Source organism: Paracoccus isoporae, assembly GCF_900101865.1.
GTDB lineage: Bacteria > Pseudomonadota > Alphaproteobacteria > Rhodobacterales > Rhodobacteraceae > Paracoccus > Paracoccus isoporae.
Map to the genome: position 1 here is coordinate 162,486 of NZ_FNAH01000008.1, position 13,590 is coordinate 176,075.

Consider the following 13,590-nt stretch of genomic DNA (forward strand, 5'->3'; position numbering starts at 1 on the left):
TTCCAATGTAAGAGTGCCTTACATTGGCCGGAACCCGCAGCTTTTCCCGTGTCCGGGGCAGGAGGTCACATGTATCACGCCATTGTCCGCCGCCGCATCCGCGGCCTGTTCGACGCGATCAATCGGGGCGATACGCAGCCGATTCTCGACGCCTTCGCGCCGGAGGGCGAGCATGTGTTTCTGGGCGCGGATCACGCGCTCGCCGGGCGGCGCGACCGGCCTGAATCGATCCGGGCCTGGTATCAGCGGCTGATGGCGCTGACGCCTGATATCCATTTCGACCTGCACCGGATCGATATTGCCGGCACGCCCTGGAACACCATCGCCTCGATCGAGTGGACGGAGCGCAATAGCGGCACGGACGGGATCGAGATGACCAATCACGGCGTTCATGTCGTTCATCTTCGCTGGGGGAAGATGACGCGGCTTCTGATCCTGACCGACACGATCCCGCTGGTCAGCACGCTGCAGCGCAGTGCCGAGAGCAGCGGCGGCATGTCGCTTGCAGCCCCGATCGACGACCGTCCCGGCTGGCCCGCGAACTAGAACAGCGAGAGCTGATCGCCACTGCGTGGCGGCTGTCCGAAGCGGCCGGAATCGAGCGGCGGGGTCGTCTCGGCGTATCCCAGCCGTTTGCGCGCGAGCCTGAAGCGCTTCATCATCAGATCGGCCTCGATCCCTTCGCCGCGCATCCGGCTGCCGAATCTGGGATCATTGTCGCGCCCGCCCCGCATGGCCCGCACCCGGTTCATCACATGCGCCGCCGCATCGGGGCGGTGGCGGTCCAGCCAGTCGCGGAACAGCGGCGCGACTTCGCGCGGCAAGCGCAGCGGGATCATGCTGGCGTTCGTGGCACCGGCCTCGCGCGCGGCGGCCAGGATCCGTTCGATCTCGGGCTCGGTCAGGACCGGGATGACCGGCGCGACCATCACGCGGACCTGGATCCCCGCCGCCGCCATCTCGCGGATCATCTTCAGCCGCGTGGCGGGTGCGGGCGCGCGCGGCTCCATGCTGCGGGCGAGGCCGGCATCCAGCGTGGTGATGGACACGCCGACATGCACCAGTTGCCGCGCTGCCATTTCCGCCAGAAGCGGCAGGTCGCGCAGCACAATCTGGCCGCGCGTCACCAGGCTGGCCGGGTGATTCCAGTCCAGGAGCACCTGCCAAAGCTCCGGCATGATCCGCCGCTTCGCCTCGACCGGCTGATAGGGATCGGTATTGGTGCCGAAGGCGATCGGGGCGACGCGGTAGCCGGGCCTGGCGATCTCGGCGGCAAGCAGTTTCGCCGCATCGGGTTTGGCGGTCAGCTTCGTCTCGAAATCCAGCCCCGGCGACAGCCCCCAATAGGCGTGGCTGGGCCGCGCGAAGCAATAGATGCAGCCATGTTCGCAGCCGCGATAGGGATTGATCGAGCGGTCGAACGGCACATCCGGCGAGGTGTTGCGGGTCAGGATCCGGCGGGGATGTTCGTCCGTTACCTCGGTGCGCAGCAGCCGGGTGTCCTCCACCATGTCCCAGCCGTCATGCGCGCGCTCGGAATGCAGCCGGTCGAATCGGTTCGCGGGCCGCGTATCGGCGCCGCGGGCCTTGATGATCTCGTCGGGATCGCGAGGTGGTAACATGACAACAGGCTAGAACATACCGGGAACATAGTCCACAATCATCAGCTTTCGGGCCGCAGCCCTTTCCAATCCCTTCGCCGTTGCCCATATTGGCAGCGAAGGGGGATCAGACATGCCTTTGCCGCAGTTTCTTTTGATGATCGCAGCCGTCGTCTTCGCCGCCGCCGCCACGTTGTGGTTCAGCCTGGCGAACGGGGTTCCGGTCGTGGCGCTGGCGCTTGCCGCGCTGATCGCGGCGGCGGTGGTCCATTTCACGCGGCATGACCGCAGGCTCTGACGCCTAGCTGTCCAGCTCGGCATCCCAGTACAGGAAATCCATCCAGGTCTCGTGCAGATGGTTCGGCGGAAAGCGCCGGCCGATCCGGTGCATGTCCTCTGCCGTCGGCTGGCGCGGCGTGCGCCGCAGCTTCAGCCCGCAATGACGCAGTGATCGGTTCGCCTTGCGCAGATTGCAGGGCGAGCAGGCCGCGACCACGTTTTCCCAGCTTGTCACCCCGCCGCGCGAGCGCGGTACAACGTGATCGAAGGTCAGATCGCCTTTCGATCCGCAATACTGGCAGGCAAAACCGTCCCGCAGAAAAAGATTGAAGCGCGTGAATGCCACGCGCTTCTGGGGTTTGACGAAATCTTTCAATACCACGACCGAGGGGATCCTGAAGGCCTGTCGCTGCGACCTGACGACCTCCTCGTATTCGGCGATGATACTGACCCGGTCGAGGAATACCGCCTTGATCGCCTCCTGCCAGGGCCAGAGAGACAGGGGATAGTAGGAAAGCGGCCGGTAATCCGCGTTCAGAACAAGGGCAGGGTAATGTTTCAGCGCCGCCGGTTCGCGCACGAACTGCGTCCTGAAATCCGCGTGGTGGTGGTCGTCGAGCATCTCCAACCCCGTCCTGCCGGTCCTTCGCCGGTCCGCCTTGGCCTGACTATATATCGGGGTCTCCTACAGGCAAGACCCAGAATGTGGTTTTGTTTTAACCCTGCTGCGTGACGTATGCGTGACAGGCGGGCGGAGCGCGGAATTTCGGCGCCACGGGGCGCGAACGGGCGCGGCGCCGTGGGCCGTATCTAGTCGCCTAGGTGACGCTGGAGGAATTGCAGCGCCGCCAGCAGCCCGTCCTGCGAAATGCCGTGCGGCGTGCCTGCCATCACATGGGTGGCGACCTCGAAACCCGCCGCCGAAAGCCCCGCCTCTGCCTTCGCCAGATCGGTGAAGGGCACGACCGGATCCTGATCGCCATGCAGCAGCAGCACGGGCGGTTTCGACCGCGCCTCGGCCGCCAGCAGTTCTGGCACCAGCAGACGACCCGAAAACCCGACAATTCCCGCCACGGGCTCGGCCCGGCGCGGCACCACATGCAGCGCCATCATGGTGCCCTGCGAAAACCCGACCACCGCCAGCCGCGCCGGGGCGATCCCCTCGGACGAAAGCACCTGATCGAGAAAGGCGTTGATGTCGTCGACCGACTGGGCCATCGAGGCGCGCGCCTGCTCCTCGGTCGAGCCGTCCATCCACGGGATCGGAAACCACTGCTTGCCGAACGGGTTGCCGGCGCTGCGTTCGGGCGCATCGGGTGCGAAGAAGGCGGTGTCCGGCAGATGCGGACCCAGCACGTCGGCCAGCCCCAGCAGATCGGCGCCGTCCGCCCCGTAGCCATGCAGGAACACCACGGCGCTGCTGGCATTGGCCGGGCCCTTTCGTTCGGATTTCAGCTCTCGCACCATAGGTCTCACCATGCTGTCGGGACGGGTTCGGGCAGAGTGTTACGCGCCCGGCGGGCCGCCTGCAACCGCGCCGGCTTGCATGGGCCGGACCCGTCCCCATCTAGACGGCAGAACCCAAGCAAAGGAAGCCGCGATGAAATGTCCGATCGATGACGAGACCCTGCTGATGACCACCCGCAGCGGTGTCGAGATCGACTACTGCCCGAAATGTCGCGGAGTCTGGCTGGATCGCGGCGAGCTGGACAAGATCATCGACAAAAGCGTGGGCGAGGCCACGCCGCCCGTCATGCTGGCGCAGCCCGCCGCCGAGGCGCAGGCGGCCTTCGGTCAGCCCCTCCGCGATCCGCGCGACGTCGATCCAGCGGCATGGCGGCGTGATCGGCGTGACGAAGACCGGCGCGACACCCGCCATGATGATACCGGCGATCGGCGCCGGGACCGCAGGGACAGATTTGACGATGACGAAGATGATCGCGATCGGCGCAGGCGCAAGAAGCGCAAGGACAGTTTCCTGAGCGAGCTGTTCGACTTCTGACACCGGCTGCAGGGCGGCCGCGCCGTTGTCATCCTGCGCGTGGCCCGATCCTGTCGGATCAGGCGATCTCGACCGTGTATTTCTCGATGACCGTGTTGGCCAGCAGCGTCTCGCACATCCGCGCCACCTCGGCTTCGGCTTCTGCCTTGTCAGTGGCGGACAGGTCCAGTTCGATCACCTTGCCCTGGCGGACCGCGTCCACCCCCTTGTGACCCAGACCGGACAGCGCGTGCCGGATCGCCTCGCCCTGCGGATCGAGCACGCCATCCTTCAGCATGATTGTCACACGAGCTTTCATCGGGCAGTCCTTCAGTTGATCAGGGTCGGCTTGTTGATCGGCGCGGCATTGGCGGGCATCAGCCCCAACCGGCGCGCGACCTCGGTATAGGCGTCGGTCAGATTGCCCAGATCGCGGCGGAACACGTCCTTGTCGAGCTTTTGCCCGGTCTTCACGTCCCAGAGCCTGCAGGAATCGGGGCTGATCTCGTCGGCCACGATCAGCCGCATGAAATCGCCGTCCCAGATCCGCCCGATCTCGATCTTGAAGTCAACGAGCTTGATCCCGACGCCGAAAAACACGCCGGACAGGAAATCATTCACCCGCAGGGCGAGGCTGACGATATCGTCCAGATCCTGCTGGCTGGCCCAGCCGAAGGCGATGACATATTCCTCGGACACCATCGGATCGCCGAGCTCGTCATTCTTGAAGCTGTATTCGACAATGGGGCGGGGAAGCTGCGTGCCTTCCTCCAGCCCCAGCCGCTTGGCCAGGCTGCCGGCGGCGAAATTGCGCACGATGACCTCGAGCGGGATGATCTCGACCTGACGGATCAGTTGCTCGCGCATATTGATGCGGCGGATGAAATGGTTCGGCACGCCGATATTGGTCAGCCCCTGCATGAAGAATTCGGACAGGCGGTTGTTCAGCACGCCCTTGCCTTCGATCGTGGCCTTCTTCTGCGCGTTAAAGGCGGTTGCGTCATCCTTGAAATACTGCACCAGCGTGCCGGGCTCGGTGCCTTCATACAGGATCTTGGCCTTGCCTTCGTAGATCTTCTTGCGCCGGGGTGCCATGGGATGCGCTGTCCTTTCAGGGCAGGATGGAATTGCCCCGCCTATAGGCCCAAAGCGCCCGCGCGGCAATACTGGGCCGCGGCCGGGCGATACAGGGTTGTGATATACGGCCTCTATGGGCATATGAAGGACAGGTTTCAGGGAGACGCGAATGACCACTTTCGACGACCGCGAACGCTCTTACGAGGCGAAATTTGCACGCGACGCCGATCTGCGCTTCAAGGCCGAGGCACGGCGCAACCGCCTTCTGGGCGAATGGGCCGCCGGGGTGCTGGGCAAATCGGGCGAGGACGCGAAGGCCTATGCGCTGAGCGTGGTGACCTCGGATTTCGAGGAGCCGGGCGATGAGGATGTGTTCCGCAAGGTGGCCGCCGATCTGGACGGCAAGGCGGACGAGGCGGAAATCCGGGCCAAGATGGCCGAGCTGGTGGTGGTCGCGCGCGATCAGATCATCAACGAAAGCTGAACCGGCAGGCCCTTCGGTCTATCCAGTTCCGAACCGGCCCGGCGGCATTGCCGGGCCTTTTTCGTTGCAGAACCGGCGGGCTGCCGGGCTACTTCGCGCCCAGCCCGGCCCGCATCATCAGCCGCCTGACCGGGGCTATGCCATAGATCGCCCCCAGCCCGGCCGCGCGCAGGTCGCGCAGCGGGCGCGGCGCCACCATGCTGGCGCGGTTCAACAGGTCGATCCCCGCGAGCCGCAGCCGGGCATCGCGCCAGCGGTTTGCCTGGAAGGCATCGAGACTTTCCCGGCTGCCCGGCGCGTCGCGTGACAGATCCAGAAGCAGCGACAGATCGGCCAGGCTCATGTTCAGCCCTTGCGCCCCGATCGGCGGCAGCACATGGGCGGCCTCGGCGATCAGGGCGGTGCGGGGACCGGTGAACCGCTCGGCAATCTGGCTGATGATCGGCCAGGCGCTGAGCCGTGTCACTGGGGTCAGTCGGCCCAAGATGCCGGTGGAGCGGGCATTCAACTCCGCCTTAAACGCATCGTCATCCAGCGACATCAGCCGGGCGATCTCCGGCCCGCGTTCCAGCCAGACCACGGCGGAGGACGGCTTGCCGTCCCGGTCGGGCAGCGGGACCAGCGTGAAGGGGCCGCCGCTGCGATGGATCTCGGTCGAGACATTCCGGTGAGGACGCTCATGGGTGACGGCAAAGGCAAGCGCCTTCTGGCCGTATCGGGTGGTATGGACACCGATCCCGAGCGCATTGCGGATGGCCGAGTCGCGCCCGTCCGCGCCCACGACGAGCTTCGCCACGATGCGGTGGCCATCCGACAGCGTGACGATTGCCTCCTGCTCCCGCGCGATCAGCCCGGTGGTGACGGTGCCGGTGCGGTATTCCACGTTCGGCATCTCGGCCAGGCAGGCCGCGATTTCGCGCCGCAGCAGCCAGTTGGGCAGGTTCCAGCCGAACGGCGCGTCGGAAATATCCGAGGCGTCGAAATCCCGGATCAGCCGCGCCTCAGGCTCTGCGCCGCCCGCATCCACGATCCGCATCACCTGCAATGGCGTGGCGTGCGGGGCCAGCCGCGCCCACAGCCCGGCGCGCTCCAGCAGCCGGATCGAGGGCTGAAGAAACGCGGTGCTGCGCAGATCGGACCCGGCCGCGCTCTCCTCCGTGATCGGGGGGGCAGGGTCCACGCAGACCACGTCATGTCCGTCAGCCCCGAACGCCGCCGCCGCAATCAGCCCGGCAATGCCGCCGCCGGAAATCAGGATGTCGCGATGCGGGACGTCCATCCGCCTCAATTGCCCAGCATGAAGGCGATCAGCGCGGCGAAGCAGGCCGCTGTCCCGGCAAGGCCGATCACCCCGAGCGCGGGCAGGCCGAACAATGTCACACTCGCCGCGCACAGCACGATCAGCCCGAGCGTCACCATCAGGATCAGCCTTGCCTGGCGGTTTTCCGCAGCCGTCGCCTGGGCGTCATCGGTGAGAGAGTTTCGGGTCATCGTCATCTCCTCTGGCGCGTTCCAGCCAGACCCTGCCAGACCGCCCATCGTCACACAAGTGAGCGCAGAAACCCTGTCAGATCATCGGTGCGGAACTGGACATGATCGCCGAGCTTCTGGCGCGCGTCGAGCAGGTCGGGCCCATGGCGCCCCGCACCCACCAGAATCGTGCGCATTCCCAGTGTTGCGGGCACGGCCAGGTTGCGCGGGTCGTCCTCGAACATCGCCGCGCGGGCCGGGTCGAACCCGTGCGCCGCAATCACTGCGTCATATGCGCGCGGATCGGGCTTGGGCTGGAAATCGACCTCTTCGATGCCGTAGATCGCCTCGAATACCGGCAAGCCAAGCTCAGCCAGCACCCTCTCGGCATAGGCCCTGTCGGCATTGGTGTGCACGATCTTGCGCCCCGGGAGGGCAGAGATCGCCGCCGCCAGTTCCGGGTCGGGGTCCAGCACCGAAAAATCGATGTCATGGACGTCCAGCAGATATTCATGCGGATCCAGCGAATGCTCGGCCATCAGTCCGGCCAGCGTCGTGCCGTAATCGCGCCAGTACTGCATCCGCAGCCGGTCGGCCTCTGCCGCCGCGACGCCAAGGACGCGGGAGACATGCGCGGTCATGCGCGCCTCGATCTGCGCGAACAGCGCCGCCTCGGGCGGATAAAGCGTGTTGTCGAGATCGAAGATCCAGGTTTCGGTCCGTGAAAAATCCATGACCCGCTCATAGGCGGCCAGCCTCCTCGCTGCAATCTCTGCGCGCGTTGCGCCGGGGCGCGGCTGGCTAACAAATGATGCAGGAACGATTTCCCGGTCACGAGCTTTTGTCGGTGGATTGTCGCCGATGCGCGGGTCTTCTGCCAGAGACGTGGCAGCGTGCGGCGATCCACGACGCAGCCAATATGCGGCGTCGCTCGCCCATCCAGGGCGGGCATGGGCCGGGGCAGCCGCCCTTGGTGATGTAGAGCATGGCGGCCGGTCGGGGCGCCATCTTTGAGAGTACAACGGGAAGGAGGCTTTCGTGGCCAACAAATCTGTTTTCAGCCCGCTCATGCTGGGCACGGCGATTTCACTGTCCTTTGCGTCGGCCGGTTTCGGCCAGACGCTGAACGTCAACGAGGAGGCCCTCGCGGACAAGAGCGAGGAATGCCAGATGCTCGGCCAGTGGCTGAGCGAGAATGGCAACGAGATCGGCGACATGCAGCCGGAGATGCTCGCCCAGGCGATCAACGGCGACAACTCGGCGCAATGCGCGGAACTGGCCGCACAGCTTTCGGGTGAGGCCCCGGCAGAAGGCGCCGAAGCCGAGACCGAGATGACCGAGATGGAGGCGACCGAAGAGACCGAGGCGACGGCAGAAGCCGATGCGACCGCGGAAGCAGAGGCCGACGCCGAAATCGTCGAAGAGGTCGATCTGTCGCAGAACATCGAGGTCGAGGGCGAAGCCCGCGTGGTCGTGCCGGAGCCGAACGTCGATGTCCGTGTCCCGCAGCCTGAAGTCACGGTAACCTCGACACCGCCGCAAGTGGCCGTCAACGAAGCGCCGACCCAGATCGAGATCGAGCAGCAGCAGCCCGAAGTCGCCGTCGAGATCCCCGAGATCATCGTCCGCGTCAACGTGCCCGCGCCGCGCATCTACATGCTTCAGGGCGATCCCGAAGTCAGTGTGACCTCCGCCGATCCGCAGGTTGAAGTCGTGCAGGGCGATCCCGAAATCACCGTCACCCAGGGCGAGCCGCAGCTTAACGTCGATCTCGGCGTGGGCGAGGACAGCGCCGATGCCGGTGGCGACGATGCCGAGATGGCATCCGCCGAAGGTGAAGGCGGCGAGCAGTCGGTTGACGGCAATGTCGAAGTTGTCGAAGAGCAGCCGATCGTGCAGCTCGTTCAGGCCGAGGGCGAGCCGGAAGTCACCGTGACCCAGTCCGAGCCGGAGCTGTCATACACCGGTGCTGAAGCCAACGTCACCGTGACGATGACCGAGCAGCCGACCATCGAAGTGATGACCTCGGGCGAGCCGGAAGTGACCTTCGAGACGATGGAAGAGCGCGAGGCACGCCGGGCCGAAGGCGGTGACGCCGCTGCCGCCGCCGAAGGCGAGGATGCCGAGGCTGCCGCCGCGGAAGGCGACCAGGCCGCAGCCGGCGAAATGACGGTGGGCGACGTTCTGGCGATGGACGTGCTCGACGTGAACGGCGAGGATGTCGGCGATCCGGAAGCGATCATCGAAGAGGATGGCGTCCGCTACCTGGTGTTCTCGAATGGCGGCTTCCTGGACATCGGTGACACCGAGGTTCCGGTGCCGATGGAGCGCATCACCATGCAGGGCGACGCCCTGATGCTGGGTGAGCTGACCGAAGCCGAGATCGAGGCCGCCAGCAATTTCGAATATGACTCGGAACTGGCACTCGACAATGAAGAGATGGTCCAGATCGCGCAGTAACCCCGCACGATCCCCGTCAATCGACGGCAACACAACGGAATGCCCGGCCGCTAGGTCGGGCATTTTGCATTGCGGCGGGTCCCCATGCTGGTCGCGGCTTCGCGCTTGCAATCCGCCGCTGAATCCCCGCAACTGATCCCATGAAAGATGCGTATAGCCTGATTGTCGACGCCATCGATAGCGGCACCTACAAGCCCGGAGACCGGCTGGTCGAATCCGAGCTGGCCGAACGCTTCGGCGTCTCCCGGACCCCGGTGCGCGAGGCGTTGCAGCGGCTCGAGACGCAGGCGATGGTCAAGCGCGACGGCCGCTCGCTGATCGTGGCGACGCTGGACCACAACCAACTCTCAGAACTCTATACCGTACGCACCGAGCTGGAGGCACTGGCCGCGCGCCTCGCCGCGCGCCACGCCACGCCGGAGGAACTCCGCGTGCTTCAGTCGATGATCGACGAGGACATGAAGATGCTGCGCGACGCCGAGGCCCTGGCCCGGTCCAACCGCCGCTTCCATCACCAGATCCACCTGGCCTCGCATAACCGCTATCTCGTTCAGCAACTGGATGTCGTGCATCGCAACATGGCGCTGATGGCGCGGACCTCGTTGGCTGTCGAGGGGCGGGGAAAGGCGGCGCTGTCGGAGCACCAGGCGATCGTCGAGGCGCTGAAATCCGGCGATGGCGCGGCGGCCGAGGCCGCGCTGCGCACCCATATCTCGAAGGCCTTTGAAACCCGGCTGCGCGAAGATGCGCAGCGCGACCGGTGAGGCGGATCGAGGGCGAGCCGGACCTGGCAGAGGGCGCGGCCCATCTGGCCGCGATCTGCCCCGTCTGGGCGGGTGCGCTGCCGGGGCTGGACCTGCCCCTGCGGCGGCGGCAGGACGGGTTTGCGGCGATTCTCGATGCGATCATCGGACAGCAGATCTCTATCGCGGCGGCTGGTGCCATCATGGCCCGGCTGCAGCAGGCCGGCCTGACCGAGCCCGCGGCGATCCGCGCGGCGGGTGAAGACGGGCTGCGCGGCTGTGGGGTGTCTGGCCCGAAGATCCGCTATCTCATGGGAATCGTGGCCCGCGAACCCGACTGGCGGGCGCTGCGCAACGCCAGCGACGACGAGGTGATCGCGACGCTGACCGCATTGCCGGGGATCGGCCGATGGACGGCGGAGATCTATCTCGCCTTCGCGCTTGGCCGCAGCGACGCGTTCCCATCGGGCGATCTGGCGCTGCAGGAATCCGCGCGCCTTCTTTACGGCCTCGATCAGCGGCCGAGCCCGAAACTGCTGGAGCAGATGGCCGAGCCGTGGCGCCCCTGGCGCGCGGTCGCGGCGCGGGCGCTGTGGTCCTATTACCGGGTCGCCAAGGGGCGCGACGGGGTGCGGAGTTGACCAAGCGCCGACGGCGCACGCAGACGCATCCCTGAGGCGGGCGTGCCCCGACAATGGAAAATGGCCCGGAGGATCCGGGCCATGTTGCGGGCTTTCGCGGCGTTACTGTGCCGAAGCCAGCAGATCCGTGATCCGGCGCACCGATGCCCGGCGATTTGCCCGCTCGTCGGTCAGGGTCGGCACTTTCAGATATTCCTCGCCATATCCCTGGACCACGAGGTTTTCCGGCGGCACATCGAAATACTCCGACAGCGCGAGCGCCACTGATTCCGCCCGCCGGTCTGACAGCGCCAGGTTGAAGGCCGCAGCACCCACCGCGTCGGTGTGCCCCTCGATCAGAAAGATCTCGCGCGGGTTCTGCGCGATCGCATCCTCCAGCACGGTGCCCAGCGTCGCAAGCTGGCGCGCCTGATCGGGATTGATCGCGGCCGAGCCGGTGTCGAAGGTGATCGCGTCGATATCGACCGGCGCAACCAGGTTGCGCACCTCGGGGATTGAGCGCACCTGCGTCAGCGTGAAGCGCCGATCCACCGCCGCCTCGCGGGCGAGCGCCTCGCGCAGCGCGGCCTCGGTGGTGGGGGTCGCGGCCTCGGGGCGCGGTGCCGGCGCGTCGGGCAGTTCGGTCAGCTCGACCGGCGGCACCTCGACGGATTCGTCGATCAGCACGGTCTCCGTGCCGTCCGCTGCAACATGGATCCGGCGCAGCACCGACAGATCGGCGGCGCGGATGGTGATGACCTGCGAGCCGTCGGGCCGCGTCACCACGCTGCGCGACGATCCGTCCGAGAAGTTCTGCGTCTGCACCTCGTTTCCGGGGCGGCGCAGCAGGGCGTTGTCGTCTTTCAGCACCTGCTGGCTGCCATCGGCGCGGGTCACGATCACCCGGTCGCCGGTGTTCAGCGCCACCTCGCGATTGCCGTTCAGCACCTGACCGACCGCGAGCGCGCCCAGACCGCCGAGCGCCACCTGCGCGAGGGTCTGCAGCGTGTCGTCGTCATCGTCGTCATCGCTGGACCGGGCGGCTTCGCCCTGCGCTGCCGCGCGGTCGATGGCGTCAGCGATGGTGGTCTCGAAATCCTCATCGGAGCTGCGGGCGTTGTCTTCGGTGACGGTCTCATTGACGGTTTCGCCCTCACCCTCTCCGCTCAGCGCGGCGGCGTCGGGGGCGGTCGCTTGCGCGGCCTCGCGCGCGGCCTCGGTGTTGGAGCCGCGGGCTCGCAGATTGCCGTCCTCGTCCACCCGGTATTGCTGCTGCGCCATCGGGCCGATGATGATCCGGCCGGTCTCGGTCACTTCGGCGGTAACACCCTCGGGCGTGACAAGCTGGCCACCATCGCCGCAGGGCCGCGCCGAGCCATCCTTGCAGCGCAGATCGTCGGCGGTCAGCCCGTCCGCGATCTCCTGCTGGAGCACGCCGTTCAGAAGCGCCATGCTGGCGATGCGCTGATCCTCGAACTGCGCCGCCGCCGCCTCGGGGATGCGCGGCTCGTCACCGGCATGGCTGTCACGGGCCGCGGCCGGCTGCCTTGCGTCTGACGCGTCGCCTTGCGGGGTCTGATCGGTCTGCAGCTGCTGCTGCGCGGCGGCAAGCTGCTGCGCAAGCTGCTCCTGGCGCGACGGACCGTCAGAGCTGTTTTCGGCGAGCTGCGAAATGTCGCCTGCTGCCGGATCCTGTTGACCCTCTGCGGATGGCTGCGGCTGCGGATCCGGCGCGGGTTGCGCGGCCTCGGCCGTGTCGGCCTGCGCCGGGGCGGCGATCCCCAGAACCTGCGCGGCATTGGTCTGGGCGGTCTGAAGATAGGCTTGCGCGGCGGCGTTCAGCGCGTTGCCCCGCGGCACCGGCAGCCCTTCGGGATTGGTCGCATAGGGCTGCATGTCGGCCGGGGCCAGGATCATCGCGCCGCCCTGGCCGAACTGCACCGACACGCCGGAGGGCGTAATCAGCGCCATGTCGTCGGCGCAGGGCCGGTCCGACCCGTCGAGGCAGAGCAGCCGGTCCTGCGGCAGCCCCGCCTCGCGCTCGGCCTGGAGCAGATTGCGCAGACCGGGCAGCGCCGCTGCCCGCGCCGGGCCTTCTGTCTGAACCTGTTCGGGCGTCAGCACCACCTCGGCCGAGGCGACGGGCGCGAGCCCCAGCGAAACGAGCGCCGCGAGGGCAGTGGAATTGGCGGTGAGACGGGTCATGTCGGTTCCTCCGGTCGCAGGGACTTATCATTTGCAGGCTAACACGGCCGGCACGGTATCGTTCCGCAACTTCCCCGTGAATGCCGCGTGAGCGGCGGCGCGTGCTTGCACGGTGCCGCGGCGGGGCCTATCCCGGTAGGGGTGGATTGGCTGGAGGATGAGAGATGTCGCTGAAACCGAAAGACGCGCCGGGGCTTGGCAAGTTCGACTGGGAGGATCCGTTCCGGCTGGAGGCGCAGTTGACCGAGGAGGAGCGGATGCTGCGCGATGCGGCGCGGGCTTACGCGCAGGACCGGCTGCAGCCGCGGGTCATTGCCGCCTATCGCGACGAGGTGACCGATCCCGAGATCTTCCGCGAGATGGGCGAGATGGGCTTGCTCGGCGTAACCGTGCCCGAGGAATATGGCGGCATCGGCGCGGGCTATGTCAGCTATGGTCTGATCGCGCGCGAGGTGGAGCGGGTCGATAGCGGCTATCGCTCGATGATGTCGGTGCAGTCCTCGCTGGTGATGTATCCGATCCATGCCTACGGCTCGGAGGAGCAGCGGCGGAAATACCTGCCGAAACTGGCCTCGGGCGAATATATCGGCTGTTTCGGGCTGACCGAGCCGGATGCCGGATCGGACCCGGCCGGCATGAAGACGCGGGCCAGAAAGACCGAGAACGGTTA

Annotated in this window: 17 protein-coding genes; 8 read left to right on the top strand and 9 right to left on the bottom strand. The window is 66.5% G+C overall.

The genetic code is table 11. From position 1 onward, the window contains the following. Positions 1-69 precede the first annotated feature (69 nt). A complete protein-coding gene (locus tag BLT73_RS13140; protein ID WP_090524483.1) occupies positions 70-546 on the top strand; it encodes a nuclear transport factor 2 family protein in 477 nt (158 codons plus the stop codon). Here the strand turns inward: BLT73_RS13140 and BLT73_RS13145 are convergent. Continuing rightward, on the bottom strand, positions 543-1,622 hold the full coding sequence (locus tag BLT73_RS13145) for a PA0069 family radical SAM protein (protein ID WP_090524485.1): 1,080 nt from the start codon (positions 1,620-1,622) through the stop codon (positions 543-545). The two genes, BLT73_RS13140 and BLT73_RS13145, sit on opposite strands and share 4 nt — an antisense overlap. Before the next feature lie 136 nt (positions 1,623-1,758). Between BLT73_RS13145 and BLT73_RS17335 the strand changes: the two genes are divergently transcribed. Continuing rightward, positions 1,759-1,899 carry a hypothetical protein gene (locus BLT73_RS17335; RefSeq protein WP_176805076.1) on the top strand — a complete coding sequence of 47 codons (141 nt, stop codon included), beginning with the start codon at positions 1,759-1,761 and terminating at the stop codon, positions 1,897-1,899. A gap of 3 nt (positions 1,900-1,902) precedes the next feature. Here BLT73_RS17335 and BLT73_RS13150 read toward each other — a convergent pair whose 3' ends face one another. Both BLT73_RS13150 and BLT73_RS13155 read right to left on the bottom strand, forming a co-directional pair. Continuing rightward, positions 1,903-2,502, bottom strand: a complete 600-nt coding sequence (locus BLT73_RS13150; RefSeq protein WP_090524486.1) for an HNH endonuclease — start codon at positions 2,500-2,502, stop codon at positions 1,903-1,905. A gap of 188 nt (positions 2,503-2,690) precedes the next feature. Next, entirely contained in the window at positions 2,691-3,347 is a 657-nt protein-coding gene (locus tag BLT73_RS13155; protein ID WP_090524488.1) for an alpha/beta hydrolase, read from the bottom strand. A gap of 133 nt (positions 3,348-3,480) precedes the next feature. On the opposite strand from BLT73_RS13155, the gene BLT73_RS13160 reads away from it, so the two are divergent. Next, on the top strand, positions 3,481-3,882 hold the full coding sequence (locus tag BLT73_RS13160) for a TFIIB-type zinc ribbon-containing protein (RefSeq protein WP_090524490.1): 402 nt from the start codon (positions 3,481-3,483) through the stop codon (positions 3,880-3,882). 58 nt (positions 3,883-3,940) lie between these two features. Here BLT73_RS13160 and purS read toward each other — a convergent pair whose 3' ends face one another. Beyond that, entirely contained in the window at positions 3,941-4,180 is a 240-nt protein-coding gene (gene purS / locus BLT73_RS13165; RefSeq protein ID WP_090524493.1) for a phosphoribosylformylglycinamidine synthase subunit PurS, read from the bottom strand. 11 nt (positions 4,181-4,191) lie between these two features. Beyond that, positions 4,192-4,956, bottom strand: a complete 765-nt coding sequence (purC, locus tag BLT73_RS13170; RefSeq protein ID WP_090524495.1) for a phosphoribosylaminoimidazolesuccinocarboxamide synthase — start codon at positions 4,954-4,956, stop codon at positions 4,192-4,194. 151 nt (positions 4,957-5,107) lie between these two features. On the opposite strand from purC, the gene BLT73_RS13175 reads away from it, so the two are divergent. Beyond that, complete coding sequence (locus BLT73_RS13175) at positions 5,108-5,422, top strand: DUF1476 domain-containing protein (protein WP_090524497.1); 315 nt, start codon at positions 5,108-5,110, stop codon at positions 5,420-5,422. An 88-nt stretch (positions 5,423-5,510) separates the two neighbouring features. Here BLT73_RS13175 and BLT73_RS13180 read toward each other — a convergent pair whose 3' ends face one another. The 3 genes from BLT73_RS13180 to BLT73_RS13190 are packed head-to-tail and all read right to left on the bottom strand — an operon-like array spanning position 5,511 to position 7,626. Then, positions 5,511-6,701 carry a UbiH/UbiF family hydroxylase gene (locus tag BLT73_RS13180; RefSeq protein ID WP_090524499.1) on the bottom strand — a complete coding sequence of 397 codons (1,191 nt, stop codon included), beginning with the start codon at positions 6,699-6,701 and terminating at the stop codon, positions 5,511-5,513. Positions 6,702-6,706: 5 nt separating this feature from the next. After that, entirely contained in the window at positions 6,707-6,913 is a 207-nt protein-coding gene (locus BLT73_RS13185; protein ID WP_143025678.1) for a hypothetical protein, read from the bottom strand. Positions 6,914-6,963: 50 nt separating this feature from the next. Beyond that, positions 6,964-7,626, bottom strand: a complete 663-nt coding sequence (locus BLT73_RS13190; protein WP_090524503.1) for a pyrimidine 5'-nucleotidase — start codon at positions 7,624-7,626, stop codon at positions 6,964-6,966. Positions 7,627-7,930: 304 nt separating this feature from the next. Here BLT73_RS13190 and BLT73_RS13195 point away from each other — a divergent pair, with 304 nt between their 5' ends. From BLT73_RS13195 to BLT73_RS13205, 3 genes are all read left to right on the top strand, one after another. Next, entirely contained in the window at positions 7,931-9,352 is a 1,422-nt protein-coding gene (locus BLT73_RS13195) for a PRC-barrel domain-containing protein (RefSeq protein ID WP_143025679.1), read from the top strand. A 140-nt stretch (positions 9,353-9,492) separates the two neighbouring features. Beyond that, complete coding sequence (locus BLT73_RS13200; protein WP_090524507.1) at positions 9,493-10,116, top strand: GntR family transcriptional regulator; 624 nt, start codon at positions 9,493-9,495, stop codon at positions 10,114-10,116. Beyond that, the gene (locus tag BLT73_RS13205; RefSeq protein ID WP_090524509.1) at positions 10,113-10,736 is read left to right on the top strand and encodes a DNA-3-methyladenine glycosylase family protein; all 624 of its coding nucleotides are present in this window, start codon (positions 10,113-10,115) and stop codon (positions 10,734-10,736) included. Before BLT73_RS13200 ends, BLT73_RS13205 begins: the two co-directional genes overlap by 4 nt. 102 nt (positions 10,737-10,838) lie before the next feature. Here BLT73_RS13205 and BLT73_RS13210 read toward each other — a convergent pair whose 3' ends face one another. After that, on the bottom strand, positions 10,839-12,920 hold the full coding sequence (locus BLT73_RS13210) for an OmpA family protein (protein WP_245727331.1): 2,082 nt from the start codon (positions 12,918-12,920) through the stop codon (positions 10,839-10,841). A 164-nt stretch (positions 12,921-13,084) separates the two neighbouring features. Between BLT73_RS13210 and BLT73_RS13215 the strand changes: the two genes are divergently transcribed. Further along, positions 13,085-13,590 (top strand): acyl-CoA dehydrogenase family protein (locus BLT73_RS13215; protein WP_176805091.1); only part of this gene is annotated, 506 nt, incomplete at its 3' end.